Source organism: Microbacterium sp. W4I20 (assembly GCF_030816505.1).
Classification (GTDB): Bacteria; Actinomycetota; Actinomycetes; order Actinomycetales; family Microbacteriaceae; genus Microbacterium.
In genome coordinates, this window is record NZ_JAUSYB010000001.1 from 3,649,106 (window position 1) to 3,664,830 (window position 15,725).

The 15,725-nt window shown below is 68.3% G+C and carries 16 protein-coding genes; 11 read left to right on the forward strand and 5 right to left on the reverse strand.

Annotated features, from left to right (window positions below; all coding sequences use genetic code 11):
• Positions 1–12 precede the first annotated feature (12 nt).
• On the reverse strand, positions 13–492 hold the full coding sequence (locus QFZ21_RS17745; RefSeq protein ID WP_307380175.1) for a MarR family winged helix-turn-helix transcriptional regulator: 480 nt from the start codon (positions 490–492) through the stop codon (positions 13–15).
• The gene (locus QFZ21_RS17750; protein WP_307380177.1) at positions 479–2,197 is read right to left on the reverse strand and encodes an MDR family MFS transporter; all 1,719 of its coding nucleotides are present in this window, start codon (positions 2,195–2,197) and stop codon (positions 479–481) included. The genes QFZ21_RS17745 and QFZ21_RS17750 overlap by 14 nt, the downstream gene beginning before the upstream one ends.
• 281 nt (positions 2,198–2,478) lie before the next feature.
• On the opposite strand from QFZ21_RS17750, the gene QFZ21_RS17755 reads away from it, so the two are divergent.
• The 5 genes from QFZ21_RS17755 to QFZ21_RS17775 are packed head-to-tail and all read left to right on the forward strand — an operon-like array spanning position 2,479 to position 5,558.
• Positions 2,479–3,114 carry a SipW-dependent-type signal peptide-containing protein gene (locus QFZ21_RS17755; protein ID WP_307380179.1) on the forward strand — a complete coding sequence of 212 codons (636 nt, stop codon included), beginning with the start codon at positions 2,479–2,481 and terminating at the stop codon, positions 3,112–3,114.
• Between the two features lie 7 nt (positions 3,115–3,121).
• A complete protein-coding gene (locus tag QFZ21_RS17760) occupies positions 3,122–3,745 on the forward strand; it encodes a SipW-dependent-type signal peptide-containing protein (protein WP_307380180.1) in 624 nt (207 codons plus the stop codon).
• A 36-nt stretch (positions 3,746–3,781) separates the two neighbouring features.
• Positions 3,782–4,399: a signal peptidase I gene (locus QFZ21_RS17765; RefSeq protein ID WP_307380183.1), complete on the forward strand. Its 618-nt coding sequence runs from the start codon at positions 3,782–3,784 to the stop codon at positions 4,397–4,399.
• Positions 4,396–5,046: a hypothetical protein gene (locus QFZ21_RS17770; protein ID WP_307380185.1), complete on the forward strand. Its 651-nt coding sequence runs from the start codon at positions 4,396–4,398 to the stop codon at positions 5,044–5,046. Before QFZ21_RS17765 ends, QFZ21_RS17770 begins: the two co-directional genes overlap by 4 nt.
• Positions 5,043–5,558 (forward strand): hypothetical protein, encoded by a 516-nt coding sequence (locus QFZ21_RS17775; protein ID WP_307380187.1) that lies wholly within the window; start codon positions 5,043–5,045, stop codon positions 5,556–5,558. The genes QFZ21_RS17770 and QFZ21_RS17775 overlap by 4 nt, the downstream gene beginning before the upstream one ends.
• Positions 5,559–5,585: 27 nt before the next feature.
• Here the strand turns inward: QFZ21_RS17775 and QFZ21_RS17780 are convergent, their stop codons facing one another.
• Together QFZ21_RS17780 and QFZ21_RS17785 are read right to left on the reverse strand one after the other, a co-directional pair.
• The gene (locus QFZ21_RS17780) at positions 5,586–6,266 is read right to left on the reverse strand and encodes a YqaJ viral recombinase family protein (protein ID WP_307380189.1); all 681 of its coding nucleotides are present in this window, start codon (positions 6,264–6,266) and stop codon (positions 5,586–5,588) included.
• Between the two features lie 83 nt (positions 6,267–6,349).
• Positions 6,350–7,714: a glucose-6-phosphate dehydrogenase gene (locus QFZ21_RS17785; protein WP_307380190.1), complete on the reverse strand. Its 1,365-nt coding sequence runs from the start codon at positions 7,712–7,714 to the stop codon at positions 6,350–6,352.
• A 51-nt stretch (positions 7,715–7,765) separates the two neighbouring features.
• On the opposite strand from QFZ21_RS17785, the gene QFZ21_RS17790 reads away from it, so the two are divergent.
• From QFZ21_RS17790 to rplL, 3 genes are all read left to right on the forward strand, one after another.
• The gene (locus QFZ21_RS17790) at positions 7,766–9,559 is read left to right on the forward strand and encodes a glycoside hydrolase family 15 protein (protein ID WP_307380192.1); all 1,794 of its coding nucleotides are present in this window, start codon (positions 7,766–7,768) and stop codon (positions 9,557–9,559) included.
• 244 nt (positions 9,560–9,803) lie between these two features.
• Positions 9,804–10,292, forward strand: coding sequence for a 50S ribosomal protein L10 (gene rplJ, locus QFZ21_RS17795; RefSeq protein WP_307380193.1), 489 nt, complete (start codon positions 9,804–9,806; stop codon positions 10,290–10,292).
• 48 nt (positions 10,293–10,340) lie between these two features.
• Positions 10,341–10,718 (forward strand): 50S ribosomal protein L7/L12, encoded by a 378-nt coding sequence (gene rplL / locus QFZ21_RS17800; protein WP_046013469.1) that lies wholly within the window; start codon positions 10,341–10,343, stop codon positions 10,716–10,718.
• Positions 10,719–10,821: 103 nt separating this feature from the next.
• On the opposite strand, the gene QFZ21_RS17805 is transcribed toward rplL, so the two are convergent.
• Positions 10,822–11,829, reverse strand: coding sequence for a LacI family DNA-binding transcriptional regulator (locus tag QFZ21_RS17805; protein WP_307380196.1), 1,008 nt, complete (start codon positions 11,827–11,829; stop codon positions 10,822–10,824).
• A gap of 288 nt (positions 11,830–12,117) precedes the next feature.
• On the opposite strand from QFZ21_RS17805, the gene QFZ21_RS17810 reads away from it, so the two are divergent.
• The 3 genes from QFZ21_RS17810 (at position 12,118) to QFZ21_RS17820 (ending at position 15,639) form a co-directional block, all read left to right on the forward strand.
• A complete protein-coding gene (locus tag QFZ21_RS17810) occupies positions 12,118–13,440 on the forward strand; it encodes an ABC transporter substrate-binding protein (protein WP_307380199.1) in 1,323 nt (440 codons plus the stop codon).
• Positions 13,441–13,543: 103 nt separating this feature from the next.
• Positions 13,544–14,683: a carbohydrate ABC transporter permease gene (locus tag QFZ21_RS17815; protein WP_307380202.1), complete on the forward strand. Its 1,140-nt coding sequence runs from the start codon at positions 13,544–13,546 to the stop codon at positions 14,681–14,683.
• Positions 14,680–15,639 carry a carbohydrate ABC transporter permease gene (locus tag QFZ21_RS17820; RefSeq protein WP_307380203.1) on the forward strand — a complete coding sequence of 320 codons (960 nt, stop codon included), beginning with the start codon at positions 14,680–14,682 and terminating at the stop codon, positions 15,637–15,639. The genes QFZ21_RS17815 and QFZ21_RS17820 overlap by 4 nt, the downstream gene beginning before the upstream one ends.
• The last annotated feature ends 86 nt before the right edge of the window (positions 15,640–15,725 follow it).

Consider the following 15,725-nt stretch of genomic DNA (forward strand, 5'->3'; position numbering starts at 1 on the left):
GGCGCCGCGCGACTACTCCGCAGCCGGACCGAGGCCGGCGCCGAGCGCGTGCAGCAGCCGCGAGAGGTTGCCGATGTCGTCGACGCTCCAGTCCTGCAGCGTCCGCAACAGCATGCCCTCCTGCGGCAGCCGTGCCTCCGCGAGGCGCTCCGCACCGAGGTCGGTGAGTCGCAGCAGGGAGGAGCGGCCGTCGCTGGGATCGGGCGACCGTTCGACGAGGCCGAGGTCTTCGAGCTCGCGCACGGCGCGGCTGACCTGGCCCTTGTCCATCAGCATCCGCTCGGCCAGCGTCGAGGACGTCACCTGCTCGCACCGGGCGATCGTGGTGAGCGTCTTGTAGGCACCGGGCAGCATGCCGGGACTGACCCGGTTGGCGTTCTCCAGGATGAGCCGCCGGAAGTGCGTGATCAGCTCGCCGAACTCCGCCTCCAGGGCGCGGACCGCTGCGGCCCGCGCCTCGGGAGTGTCGGAGTCGTGCTCAGCGACGGTCATCGGATGCCGCGTCGCCTCGACGGTCGTTCGTCCCGCCCACGACGGTGACGGTGCCGGTCGTCGCACCCGAGAGCGCGGTCGCATCGGCGATCGCCACGTCGGAGGCGGCGTCGACGGCACTGCCGGATGCCGGATTCGCAGCATCCGCCGTCGCGCGTTCGCTCGTCGTCAGGGTCGTGAGTGGACGGTTCGGCAGGAACAGGATCGCGATCAGGCTGATCACCGCGAGCGGGATGCCGATCAGGAACGAGTGCGCGATGGCCTGCGCGTAGAAGTCCTCCACGATCGAGCGAACAGGCTCCGGCAGCAGCCGGACCTCGGGGAGCGTGCCGCTGGAGAGCTGCGCCGCGACGTCTGCGCCCTTCTCGCCGAGCTGCCCGATGGCCGCGCCGAGGCGCTCCTTGCCGTCGGTGAACAGTCCGGTGAGGCTGTTCGCGAGTACGGCGCCCATGACCGAGACGCCGACAGTGCCGCCGAGGCTGCGGAAGAAGGTGACGCCCGAGCTCGCGACGCCCATCTCGCTGGGCTTGGCGACGTTCTGCACGATGAGCACGAGGTTCTGCATCGTCATGCCGACGCCCGCGCCCATCATGAACATGTAGAGCGAGACGAGGACGAAGTTCGTGTCGTAGTGCAGAGTCGACAGCGTCACGGAGCCGGCGATCAGCAGCAGGGAGCCGAGGATCAGGTACCCCTTCCACTTGCCGAAGCGCGTGACCAGCTGCCCGACGACCATCGAGGCGATCAGCAGCCCCGCCATCATCGGCAGCGTCATGAGGCCGGCCTCGGTGGGCGTGGCGCCGCGCGCGAGCTGCATGTACTGCGCGAGGTAGACCGCGGTGCCGAACATGGCGACGCCGATCGAGATCGACGCGAGCACCGACAGGGTGAAAGTGCGCCCCTTGAACAGGGAGAGTGGGATCAGCGGCTCGCGCACCTTGAGTTCGACGATGATGAAGGCGATGGTCGCGACGACGGCTCCGCCGACCATCAGCACCGTCTCGGTGCCCCACCAGTCGAAGGTCGAACCGGCGTTGGTGATCCAGATGAGGATGAGCGAGACGGCTGCCGAGAGCAGCACGATGCCGGTGTAGTCGATCGAGGCCTTGCGGGTGCGGGCGGTGCTGATGTGCAGGGTCTTCTGCAGGATGATCAGCGCGGCGACCGCGAAGGGCAGGGAGACGAAGAAGTTCCAGCGCCAGTTGGCGGCATCCGTGATCCAGCCTCCGAGGAGCGGTCCGCCCACGGTGGCGACGGCCATGACCGCACCGAACAGACCCATGTACCGGCCCCGCTCACGCGGGCTGATGATGTCGGCCATGATGACCTGGCTGAGGGCTGCGAGGCCGCCGCCGCCGATGCCCTGGAGGGCGCGGAACGCGATGAGGGTGTTCGTGTCCTGTGCGAAGCCGGCTGCGGCCGTGGCGCCGACGAAGATCACGATCGCGAGCTGGATGAGCAGCTTGCGATTGAACAGGTCGGCGAGCTTGCCCCAGATCGGTGTGGAGATCGCCGTGGTCAGCAGCGTGGCGGTGATCACCCAGGTGTAGGCGGCCTGGTCGCCGCCGAGGTCGTGCACGATGACCGGCATCGAGGTCGAGACGACGGTCGTGGCGATCATCGAGACGAACATGCCGAGCAGGAGTCCGGTGAGGGCCTCGAGCACCTGGCGATGCGTCATCTTGGCGGGGGAGTCGGTGGTCATGCGTGACCTCTCGTGAGTCGCGGGTGGATGCAGCGACGGCTCTGGCGCAGGCAAGATGGTTGAACTTCGTCAACTATATGCACGTCGTTGACAATCGTCAACCATTTCGTCGAGATCAGATCGATACCTCCTGCGCATCTTGGAGCATGGCTCTGCGCGCAATCGTTCGTCGTCCGTTCACCCTCTCGAAGAGACTGAGGGAACCGACGCGGATGCGGCCTCCGGAGGATGGCCGGTCCCCAGAACATCCGCGCGGTGGAGATTCCTGAGGGGGAGATCGCATGGCTATCAACGACACGAGACGCAAGGTCCTCGCAGTGCTGGCAGGGGGGCTCGTGCTCGGCGTCGGCGTCGCAGTGACCCTCGCCGCCTGGAACGATTCTGAGTTCGCGACCGGCACATTCACCGCCGGTTCGTTCAACCTCGAGGGATCGGTGGCCGGAGACGTGGACGCGAGTTACAGCGACCACAACGTCGACGACGGAGATGCCGCGGCCACGCTCGCCTTCGATCTTCCCGCGAACATCGTCGGGAACATGTCGCCGGGTGACGTGGTCTACGAGGGCTTCTGGGTACGGCTGGCGGCCGGCACCACGACCGGGGCCGACCTGGTCGCCGCCGGCACGACATCGAGCCCTGCAGCCACCTCCAACACCGACCACCTCGGCTACTCCATCTATGCACTCGCACCGGGCGCGACGTGCAACGCGGCCAGCGCGGTGGGCACGCCGATCGCGACCGGAGCGACTCTCGACGCCCAGGCCGGCGTCACGACCACTCCGCTCCTGGAAGGTGCGACGGCGACTGCTGCCGGAACCGCCGTGCAGTTGTGCTTCGCCGTGACCGCCGATGCGACCCTCGAGCAGGGACTCGCGACGACGGCGACGTGGGAGTTCACGGCGACCTCGACGGACTGAGTCCGTGATGGACACCCGCAGAAGCGTGCGGGAGGCGAAGCGACTGCGCTCCCGCCGGATCCGTGCTGTGCTCGCGGGCGGACTGGTGCTCGGGATCGGTGCGACGGCGACTCTTGCCGCCTGGAACGACTCCGAGTACTCCAGCGCGACCTTCACGGCCGGACGCTTCGACATCGTCGGAGCCTCGGACGGCACGACGTTCACCAGCCATGCCGCCCTCGGCACGCCGGCCGCGCTGAGCTTCGTGGCGACGCCGACGGCGATGGCTCCCGGAGCGACGACGTACGCGCTGTTCAGCGTGCGGACGGCGAACCCGTCGATCGCGGGCACGCTGCAGTGGAACGCCATCGCACCGGGGACCACAGGGCTCGCGGCGGCACTGCGGTACGGCGTGCGCACCATCGCCGGCACGTCCTGCACCTCGACCACCTACGCGGCCGGGACGTCCGTCGTGCCGGACAGCTCTCCGCTCGCGACCAACGGCACGGCGACCCAGGTGGTGGCAGCCAACGCAGCCTCGACGGTGAACTATTGCGTCGCGGTGACCCTGATCGCTGCCGCGGATCCGGCCGTTCAGGGAACCTCCACCACGCTCACCTGGCAGGTGCTCGGCACCTCCTCCATCCCATGATCGTCCGGGCCGCGCCAGCAGGATGAGGAGTTAGTGATGACCGCCCCGGTGACGAGACGGAGCCTGCGCTCGCAGCTCGGCCGCACTGACGCGCCCGCATCCGAGCCCAGGCTCTCGGGACGAGCGGCTCGTTCCCGAGCGGGCAGCGTCATCGCGGACGTGCTGCTGTGGGTCGCGGCGCTCGCCGGCGTCATCTGCATCGTCCTAGTCATCCTGGCCTTCACCGCGCAGATCACCCTGATCATGTTCCGGACCGGATCCATGTCGCCCACGATCCCGGCCGGATCGGTCGCGGTCTTGCAGCGCATCCCTGCCGACCAGATCGCCGTCGGCGACGTCGTCACGGTCGACCGCCCCGGAGAGCTGCCCGTGACTCACCGGGTGACCTCGATCACCCCCGGTTCCGGCGCCGAGGAGCGCACCATCACCATGCGCGGTGATGCGAACGCCGGCGATGATCCGTTCCCCTACCCGGTGACCAGTGTGCGCCTCGTGCTCTTCTCGGTTCCCGGCATCGCGACTCTGATCGTGGGAATGGGTGATCCGCTGGTTCTGGGCGGGCTCACCGCGGCCGCAACCGGGCTCGTCGTCTGGGCGTTCTGGCCGCGTTCCGGCAGAAGGCGACGCGACAGGGTCGCCGGAGGTGTCACATGAGACCGCGCCTGTCGCGACGGGTGGCCGCTGCCTTGGCTGCCGGGACCGCCGTCGGGATGCTCCTCGCGCCCGCCGTCGCGTGGGCTGCGCCCTCCACGCAGGTGATTCAGGGTGATGTCCTGCGTCTGGTGTCGGTCGCGGACTGGGACGCTGCGTCCAGTCTGCTCCCGGGGGCATCGGTGCGATGGGACGTCGAGGTGAGCGCCGATGCTCCGGATCCCGGTGTGGTGCACATCGGCGTGAGCGCACGAGGATCCGCGCGGCTCATCCTCGACGTCGCGACGTGCGCGCGAGAGTGGGCTGCGACCGGTTGCCCCGGCGGTGCGACCGTGCTTCGCACCGGCTGGAGCGTTCCGCGTGACGGAGCCGAGATTCCGCTCACCCGGATCGCCGACACGGAGACAGCCCACCTGAGGCTCGCCATCACCCTGGATCCCGCGGACGGCGCAGGCAGCACCGACCTCCGAGTGCATGCGGCGGGCGCGGGCGAGAGCGCGGTCGTCGGCCCGGATGGCGGCCTGGCGACGACCGGTCTGTCGTCGTCGACCCCGTGGGCCGCCGCGGGCGGCGCGGTGCTCGTGCTCGCGGGGGCGACCATGGCGCTGGTGCGACTCCGGCGAGCCGACCGGAAGGCGGAGCCCTCGTGACCGGGCGGCGCGGGCGCAGGATGCTGGCCGGAGTCGTCGGGCTCTCGGTCCTCGTCGGCGTTGTCGGGATGCCGTCGGTGCAGCCGGTCGAAGCATTGTTCACGGACCCGGAATATGCTTCGGCCACGATCCGAGCCGAGCTGAAGCCGCCCACGCTGATCAGCGTGGTGTGTGTGCGTCCGCCCGTAGGTGGGGGTTCCGTCGTGACGATTCAGTGGCGATGGCCCACGACGGTTCCCTACAGCGGCTTCACTGCCACGAACGCCCGCTGGAAGGTGGGCACCATCGACCCCTACACGATGCCGACGACGGGTCCGGTTTCCGGGGTGTACACGTCGACGATCACCACGAGCGGTCTCGGGGCGCTGCTCGGGTCACTGCTCGGAGCCAATCTGGTGATCGACGCGCGGGCCACCACCACAACATCGTGGACATCGCTGCAGGCCTCGTCCATCACGTACAACGCACCGCTCCTCGGCGGAGATCCGACCTGCCCGATCACCAACAGGTGACCAGCGGCCTGCTGTGAACCGGGTGACTCAGTCGGCCAGTGCCAGTGCGCGGAACGCGTCGCGCTCTCTGAGCTGCTCGCGACGGCTCGCGGCGGCATCCGCGATGCGGGTCGGCGGCTGCTGGCCGGTGGTGCGGCGGTAGAGCTCGTCGATCAGGTCGGTGGCGAGGCCGATCAGCTTCGCGATCTCCCGGTCGTCGCGATCGATCCAGACGCAGCGGGGCTCATCGTGGATGGGGGAGAAGTCGACGTGCTCCTCCCAGACGAAGAGCGTGCGCTCCGCGCCGAGCACGTGCTGCTGCCACCAGATCTGGCGGAGGTAGGTGCGGGGGATACCGCGGAAGGCTTTGTTGGTGGTCTTGATCTCGGCCAGCTTCACGCGTCCGGCGGAGTCCACGGCGATGCCGTCGGGAGTGGCCAGATGACGGTGCTCCACCTCGGCGCGGAAGAGTGCGGATGACGGAAGGATGCCGTGGGTTGCGGCGACCCACGCGGCGATCTCCGGTTCACGACGACGCCCGTGGTCCGTGTAGGCGTTGCCGCCGAAGCGCGGTCCGCCGCCGAGCTTCGCGTCGGCTGCCCGGGCGATCGATTTCTCGCTGGTGAGCCCGGCGACATCGGTCGCGGTGATGCCGCGTGAGCGGGCCCGCATCCACGCCACTCGATCGCGCGAGTCCGCGACGATGCGTGCAGCGAGTTCGGGGTTCACTCCTCGACCCTAACCCCGTCCGCCGACGTCATCCTCCGTACACGCCGCCGAGCGGCATCGATCACTCTCAGATGGCCGGACGGTCAGGTGAGAGCGGGCCAGGACTCGGGGCCCGCCGAGCCCGCGGCGTAGTCCTCGAGCGGCACGTCGCCGCGGCGCCAGGCCTGCAGTATCGGCTCGACGATCCGCCAGCACTGCTCGGCCGCGTCGCCGCGCACCGCCAGCATCGGATCGCCGTCGAGCACGCCCGAGAGCACTTCGGCGTAGGCCTTGAGCGCGCCCTCGCCCAGGTCGGCGGCGAGCGTGGAGCGCTCCAGCTCGAAGGGGTCTTCGGCGGCGTTGAGGTTCAGCTCGAGCGACATGCGGTCAGGCCCGAGCGAGAAGCGCAGCACCGCGCCGTCGGACGATCCGGTCAACCCCGTGGGGATGTGCCGGACCGGGCGGAAGTGCACGACGATCTCCCGCGCCGGGTCGCCGAGGGCCTTGCCGGAGCGCAGCCGGAAGGGCACCCCCGCCCAGCGGGCGTTGCGCACCTCGAACGTCGCCTCGGCGAGCGTCTCGGTCTGGCGATCCGGGTCGACTCCCGGCTCGTCGACGTACGACGGCTTCTCGACGCCCTCGATCGCGCCCGCCGTGTACCGGGCACGGCGCGACGAGTTCGCCGGGTCACCGCCCCACACCGAGGTCGCGCGCAGCACCGCACTGGTCGCCTCGCGGAAGTCGACCTCGTCGAGGGTGGCGGGCTCCTCCATCGCGAGCACCGCGAGCACCTGGAGCAGGTGGCTCTGGATCATGTCGACGAGCGCGCCGGCCGCGTCGTAGTACCCGGCGCGGCCTTCCAGCGCCAGCGACTCGTCGTAGACGATGTCGACGGATTCGATGCTCTCCGCCGACCAGAGCGGTTCGAGGATGCGGTTCGCGAATCGGGCGCCGAGCAGATTCAGCGTGGTCGATCGACCGAGGAAGTGGTCGACGCGGAACACCTGGCTCTCCGGCACGAGCGCGGTGAGCGTCTCGTTCAGCGCGCGCGCGCTCGCTTCGTCGATGCCGAACGGCTTCTCCATCACGAGCACCGCGCCCTCGGGCAGCATGTCGGGCGTCATGGCGGTGATGGATGCGGCGGCGATCGACGGCGGCACCGCGAAGTACAGCGCGACCTGGCCCGAGCAGTCCTTCAGCAGCGCGCTCAGGTCGTCGGCGCGGGTGATGTCGGTCTTGCGGTAGACGACCTCGACGCGGGATGCCGCCACTTCGGCATCCATCGTCGCGAAGGACGCACGGACCACGGCCTCCAGGTCGGCATCCGTCCAGTCCTCCCGGTCGGCGCCGATGATCCGCACCGCGCGGGACGGCTCCCGGGTCAGCAGCTGGCCCAGGGCGGGGAGGAGGAGACGGGAGGCGAGATCGCCACCGGCTCCGAAGATCACGAGGGTGGTCGGATCGGTCATGAACCCACCGTAATCGCTCCTCCCCATAGCGGGACATGTCAGACTCGGGCGATGCCCGCCCCGATCGAGGACTACGCCCTGCTCAGCGACTGCCGCACCGGAGCCCTGGTGTCGCTGGAGGGCAGCATCGACTGGCTCTGCCTTCCCCGCTTCGACTCGCCGTCGCTGTTCGGCGCGCTGTTGGGCGCACCGGTCAACGGATGCTGGAGCCTGCGTCCCGCCGATGACACCGCCGTGCCGCACCGGCACTACATCTCCGACACGTTCATCCTCGTGACCCGGTGGGAGACCGCGGGCGGCGTCGCCGAGGTGCACGAGTTCATGCCGCTGCATCCGAGGCGCACCGAGGTCGTGCGCCGGATCGTCGGGATCTCCGGGGAGGTCGACTTCGTCACCGAGCTCCGCCTGCACTTCGACTACTCCCGGCGCCTGCCCTGGGTGCGCCAGGTCGGCACGCCGGAAGAGCCGGCACTGCGCGGCTCGGCGGGGCCGGAGGCCGTGATCGTGCGCGGCGTGCGCCTCGTCGCGGAGGATCACCTGCACCGCGGGGCCTTCACGATCGCGGCGGGCGAGACCCGCGACCTCACCCTCAGCTGGTTCCCTTCGCACGAGCACCCGCCCAAGCCGCTCGACATCGAGGAGGCCATCGCGGCGACGCGCTCGTGGTGGCAGGGTTGGGCGAGCGGGATCGAGCACGACGGCCCGCACCGCGACGAGGTCGTCCGGTCGCTGCTGGTGCTGCGGGCGCTCACCAACAAGGACACCGGGGGCATCGTCGCGGCGGCCACGACCTCGCTCCCCGAGCAGTTCGGCGGCTCGCGCAACTGGGACTACCGCTTCGTCTGGTTGCGGGATGCCGCGCTGACGCTCGAGGCACTGATCTCGCACGGCTTCCTGGAGGAGGCGCACCACTGGCGTCGCTGGCTGCTCCGCGCTGTCGCCGGGGAGCCGAGCGAGGTGCAGATCATGTACGGCATCGCGGGCGAGCGCGACCTGCTCGAGCGTGAGCTGACGAGCCTGCCCGGCTATGAGGGCGCGGCACCCGTGCGCATCGGGAACGGCGCCGTCGACCAGTACCAGGGCGACGTGATCGGCGAGGTGCTGGTCGCGCTGGAGGCGGCGCGCATCGCGTGCCTCGAGGAGGGCGACTTCTCCTGGCCGCTGCAGCGCGCGCTCATCGAGCAGGTCATCGCCTCGATCGACCGCCCGGACAACGGCATCTGGGAGATCCGGGGCGAGCCGCAGTGGTTCACCCACTCCCGGGTCATGATGTGGGCGGCGGTCGACCGCGGGGTGCGTGCCGTGCGGGAGCACGGTCTCGCCGGAGACGCCGACCGATGGGAGACCGTCCGCGACCGGCTGCGCGCTGAGATCGACGAGCGCGGCGTGGATCCGGACGGCGGCTACTTCACCCAGCACTACGGCTCGACCGAGGTCGACGCGTCGCTGCTGGTGCTGCCGCAGGTCGGCTACTGCGCCCCCGACGATCCCCGGATGCTGCGCACGGTCGAGCAGATGGAGCGGATGCTGCTCCGTGACGGCTTCCTGCTGCGATACCGCACGGAGTCCGGCGTCGACGGACTCGCCGGCGACGAGCATCCGTTCATCGCCTGCAGCTTCTGGCTCGTCGAGCAGTACGCGGCGACCGGTCGCAGCGACGAGGCCCGCGATCTGATGGCACGACTGCTCGCGATGACCAACGACCTCGGGCTCTTGTCCGAGGAGTACGACGTCGGGAACGACCGCCAGGCGGGGAACACCCCGCAGGCGCTCTCGCATCTCAGTCTCATCCGCGCGGCGGACGCCCTCGCCGGGCACAGGGGCCGCGCCGCCGACCGCCGGTGATCCCCTCGGCGCCACGATTTGGGGCCTGGCGGTGGGGTGAGGTAGCCTTGTCGTAACCGAAGACCGCTGGTCATCGTCGTGCGCGCAAGTGCGAGGCGATCGAAGCTCTGCACAGCAGGGGCCCGCGCAGGACACGAACTTCTCGAAGCTCCGTGCGCTTGCGCCGGAGCTTCTTTCTTTTGCAGGGGGTCCGAGGTCGGCGCCCCACCACCGTGCGGCGCCTCGTACACACCAAGGAGTGACCATGGCGCAGAAGGATGCATCGGTCGCCGAGCTCACGAAGTCATTCGAGAACTCGAACGCCGTCCTGCTGACCGAGTACCGCGGTCTGACGGTTGCCCAGCTCAAGGAGCTGCGCAACAGCATCCGTCAGAATGCCGAGTACGCCGTGGTGAAGAACACGCTGACCAAGATCGCCGCCAACAAGGCCGGGATCACCACGCTGGACGACGACCTCAAGGGTCCGTCGGCCGTCGCGTTCGTGCATGGCGACTTCGTCGCCACTGCCAAGGCTCTGAGTGACTTCGCCAAGGCCAACCCGCTTCTCGTGATCAAGTCCGGCGTCTTCGAGGGCAACGCCCTCTCCGCCGACGAGGTCAGCAAGTACGCCGCGCTGGAGAGCCGTGAGGTTCTGCTGGCGAAGGCTGCGGGCATGATGAAGGCGACGATGGGCAAGGCTGCCGCCACCATCGACGCGCTTCGCGAAAAGCTGGAGACCGCTGAGGCCGCGTAAGCGTCCGGCGATCTTTTTCACAAAACCCCATCTATTAGGAGATACATCATGGCGAAGCTTTCCACTGAGGAGCTGCTCGAGCAGTTCGCTGGCCTGACCCTCGTCGAGCTCAACGACTTCGTGAAGGCGTTCGAGGAGAAGTTCGAGGTCACCGCTGCTGCACCCGTCGCCGTTGCCGGCGCAGGTGGCGGCGCTGCTGAAGAGGTCGAGGAGAAGGATTCCTTCGACGTCGTCCTCGAGGCTGCCGGAGACAAGAAGATCCAGGTCATCAAGACCGTTCGCGAGCTCACCTCGCTCGGTCTCGGCGAGGCCAAGGCCGTCGTCGACGGTGCTCCCAAGGCTGTGCTCGAGGGCGCGACCAAGGAAGCAGCCGAGAAGGCCAAGGAAGCCCTCGAGGCTGCCGGCGCGACCGTCACCCTCAAGTAATCCGGTCCGGGACGAGGCGCACGGCGTCTCGTCCCGGCGGATCACGCTTCATCGAAGGCCCCGGGTCCGCCCGGGGCCTTCGTGCGTCCCCGGTGCGGGAAGGTCACTGACGCGGGGCGGCCGTGGAGCTGCGCACCACGAGGGCGGATGCCGCGGCGATGTGCTCCGCCGGCGCGTCGGGGTCGCTCATTCGGAGCGTCAGCAGTCGGACGGCTTCGTGCCCCTGCTCTCGCGGGGACTGCTTGATCGTCGTCAGTGAGAACATCTCGGCGTGCTCGTGGTCGTCGATGCCGACGACGCTGAGCTCGGCGGGCACGGCGATGCCGAGTCGCCGCGCCGCGATCACGGCGCCGATCGCCGCCTCGTCGCAGACGCCGACGATCGCCGTGGGACGATGCCTGCGGTCGCCGAGCAGCCCTGCCGCTGCCGCGTAGCCGCCGGGCATGGTCGGGGAGGCGTGGGTGACGCGCGCCTGGGCCGTGAGCCCGGCGGCGTCGAGGGCGTCACGGTAGCCGTCGAGGCGTCGGGCGTCTCCGATGCTCAGCTCCGCGGCATCGGCCGAGCCGCCGATGAACGTGATGTCGGTGTGCCCGAGGTCGAGGAGATGCTCGGTGGCGATGCGCGCGGCGGCCGTGTCGTCGATCGACACGGCGCTCGACCCGGCGCTGTACGGTCCGACGCTCACCAGCGGGCGGTCGGCGCGCTGCAGGCGCTCGAGCTCGCGTGCGCTCGGCTGGATGCCGACGGCGATGATGCCGTCGAAACGCCGACGGGGGAGGACCTGATCGAACAGTCGCTCCCGGGCGCGCGAGCCTTCCGGCACACCGTAGAGGGATAGGTCGTAGTCGAGCGCGAACAGGGACTCCTGGATGCCGGCGAGTAATTCGGCGAAGAACCACCGGTCGACGGGCGGCATGACGACGCCGACGGTCTGCGTCCGCCCGGTCGCGAGGCTGGTTGCGGACGAGTGCGCGACGTACGAAAGGCCGCGGGCTGCATCCTCCACGCGGAGCCGGGTCTCTGCGGAGACGTAGCCGTTCCCGCTCAGCGCGCGACTGGCCGTCGCCTTCGACACGCCGGCACGTGCCGCGACATCCGCGATCGTGCTCATCGGTCCTCCTCGACCTGCCCACGCTGCAACGCGAGTGGCGACGCGCGGACGCGTGCCGGGTCACAGCGTAGCCGTTACGAGTGAGAAAAGGAACCGGTTCCACAACCGATTCGAGGGAGCGCTCCCATGAGGCGACGACGATGCGGCCGAAAGGTTGCGAGCTTGTGACCGTTGCTTATTGTGCGGGGCGTCGAAAGGCAAGTAGGTTGGCCTGGAATCGGTTCCTGAACGACGCCAGGGGTGGCGTCGGATGAGGGAGGAACCATGTACTCGAAGAGGAGAATTCACATGACTCTGTCACAGCGTTCACGGCGGCTCGTGCCGCTCGCCCTGCTGGGCGTGACGGGAATCACACTTGCTGCCTGCGGTGCTCCGGGCGGTGCTCCCGGAGGCGGCGAAGGCGGTGGCGGAGGCGGCGACAACACCGTCACGATCTACGGCACGATCGTGGAGGGTGAGGCGGAACTTCTCGCACAGTCCTGGGAGGACTTCGAGAAGGAGAACGACATCAAGATCAAGTACGAGGGCAGCCAGGACTTCGAGACGCAGCTCGGCACCCGCGCACAGGGCGGCAACCCGCCCGACATCGCGATCTTCCCGCAGCCGGGTCTGTTCGCCGACTACGCATCGCGCGACCTGCTGAAGCCGGCTCCGGATGCCGTCAAGAAGAACGCCGAAGAGGGCTGGACCCAGGGCTGGGTCGACTTCGGCACCTACGACGGCACGTTCTACGGCGCACCGCTGATGGCGAGCGTCAAGGGCTGGATCTGGTACTCGCCGGCGAAGTTCGCCGAGTGGGGTGTCGAAGAGCCGAAGACCCTGGACGAGCTGATGACGCTCACCCAGACGATCAAGGACAAGAGCGGCGCCGCTCCGTGGTGCGCCGGCTTCGAATCGGGAGTCGCCACCGGCTGGCCGGGCACCGACTGGATCGAGGACTTCGTCCTCCGTAACGCGGGTACCGACGTCTACGACCAGTGGGTCAAGAACGAGATCCCCTTCACCGACCCGCAGATCAAGGAAGCGTTCGACGCGACCGGTGAGATCCTCCTGAACCCCGAGTACGTCAACGCCGGACTCGGCGACGTGCGCTCGATCAACTCGACCGCGTTCGGTGACGTGGCCGCGAAGGTCGCCAGCGGCGAATGCGCTCTGACCCACCAGGCTTCGTTCCTCTCGGGCTTCTACCCCGAGGGCACGAACTTCGCCGAGGACGGCGACGTCTGGGCGTTCCTGATGCCGAGCACGAACGCGGACGAGACGCTCATCACCGGTGGTGGCGAGATCGTCGGCGCGTTCAGCGACGACGAGGCGACGCAGAAGGTGCTGGAGTACCTGTCCAGCCCGGAGTGGGCGACCAGCCGCCTCGCACTCGGCGGCGTGACCTCCGCGAACAAGGGCCTCGACCTCGACGTCGTCAAGGACCCGATCCTGCAGGAGTCGATCAAGCTCCTCCAGGACGACGAGGTCACGTTCCGCTTCGACGGTTCGGACCAGATGCCGGGTGCGGTCGGCTCCGGCACGTTCTGGAAGGGCATCGTGGCCTGGGTCAACGGGACCTCGACCGACGACGTGCTCACGCAGATCCAGACCGGCTGGCCTTCCAGCTGATCGGATGAGGAGGGCCGCCCTGGTGGGCGGCCCTCCTTCTCACACCCGGCCGGCGCACTGACGCTCCGGTCGATGATCAGCTCCGTCCCATGAAGGGGAATCCGTGAACGCGACTGTGTTCTTCCAATGGATCGGGTCACTTCCGCCGATCCTCCAGGCAATCGCCGTGGTCATCGCATTCGCGGTGGTCGTGGTGGTGATCCTGCTTCTCGTCGACATCGCGCCCCGCAAGGGTGCGCTCTACACCGGCATCCGCCTCGCGATGTGCCTGCTCATCCCGCTCGGGGTGATGTGGTTCTTCAACTCCTACTACTGGGCGATGGGCGTGGCGGTCGCGGTCGGCGCCGTGTTCTTCTTCCTCGACTATCGGTCCCGCGACGGTGCGGGCTACCTCATCCAGCTGGTCGCCTTCATGGCTCCGGCGATGCTGCTGCTTCTGGCCGGGCTCATCCTCCCGTCCATCCAGACCGTGTACGCGTCGTTCTGGAACTCGACCGGCAGCGACTTCGTCGGCTTCTCGAACTACCTCTGGATCTTCACGCAGTCCGACGGCGTCTCATCGGTCGTGAACACGATCGTCTGGGTGCTGCTCGTCCCGACGCTGTCGACTCTCATCGGTCTCGCGTACGCCGTCTTCATCGACAAGACCCGCGGCGAGAAGATCTACAAGCTCCTGGTCTTCATGCCGATGGCGATCTCGTTCGTCGGCGCGAGCATCATCTGGCGCTTCGTCTACGCCTACCGCGGCGGCGAGTTCGAGCAGATCGGCCTCCTCAACCAGATCCTGGTGTGGTTCGGCGGCGAGCCGCAGCAGTTCCTGCTCAACGGGCCGTGGAACAACCTGGCACTCATCGTGGTGCTGATCTGGGTGCAGACCGGTTTCGCGATGGTCGTGCTCTCGGCATCCATCAAGGGCGTGCCGCAGGAGCTGCTCGAGGCCGCAGAGCTCGACGGTGCGAACGCCTGGGAGAGGTTCTGGTCGGTGACCATCCCCTCGATCCGCCCGGCGCTCATCGTCGTGCTCACCACGATCTCGATCGCCTCGCTGAAGGTGTTCGACATCGTGCGCACGATGACCGGTGGAAACTACGGGACCTCGGTGCTCGCGAACGAGATGTACACGCAGTTCTCCAAGTTCGAGGCGGGACGCAGTGCTGCGCTCTCCGTCATCCTGTTCATCCTGGTGCTGCCGATCGTCATCTACAACGCGCGCCAGATCAAGAAGCAGCGGGAGATCCGATGACCGACACCATGAAGTCAGAGAACACGGCCAGCACGAAGGCGATCACGACCGGCGGCAGGTTCGAAGCCTCGGCCGGGCGTGCGCGCAAGCGCCTCAGCCGGCCCTGGGCGACGGTCGCATCGATCGTCATCGCCGTGCTGTGGACGATCCCGACGGTCGGGCTGTTCATCTCGTCGTTCCGCGAGCGCGAAGCGATCGAGACGTCGGGCTGGTGGACGATCTTCACCAACCCGCAGTTCACCCTCGACAACTACGGGGCTGTGCTGGAGTCGGGCACGACCCAGCTGACGATCCTCGAATCCTTCTTCAACTCCATCGTGATCACGATCCCGGCCACGATCATCCCGCTGATGATCGCGGCCATGGCGGCGTACGCCTTCTCGTGGATCGAGTTCAAGGGGCGCAACGCGCTGTTCATCTTCGTGTTCGCGCTGCAGATCGTGCCGATCCAGATGGCGCTCGTGCCGCTGCTGTCGTCGTTCTCGCGGGGGATCAACCTCTTCGGAGTCCAGGTGACGCTGGGCCTCGACGTCGCAGGCGGTTACGCGCAGGTCTGGTTCGCCCACACCATGTTCGCGCTGCCGCTGGCGATCTACCTGCTGCACAACTTCATGTCGGAGATCCCGGGCGAGATCATCGAGGCCGCGCGCGTCGACGGCGCCTCGCGCGGCCAGATCTTCTTCCGGGTCGTGCTGCCGCTGACGATGCCGGCGATCGCCTCGGTCGCGATCTTCCAGTTCCTGTGGGTCTGGAACGACCTGATCGTCGCGCTCGTCTTCGCCGACGGGGCGGCATCCCCGATCACGAAGGTGCTCGCCGAGATCACCGGTCGCGGTGAGGGCTGGTACCTCCTCACGGCCGGCGCGTTCGTCTCGATCATCGTTCCGCTCATCGTGTTCTTCTCACTGCAGCGGTTCTTCGTGCGCGGGCTCCTGGCGGGGTCCACCAAGGGCTGACCTTCGTCAGCTCAGGGACCGGCCCTTCGTCAGGCTCAGGGACCGCGCTTCGAGCGAAGCGAGACGAAGGACGGATGCCGCGGGCG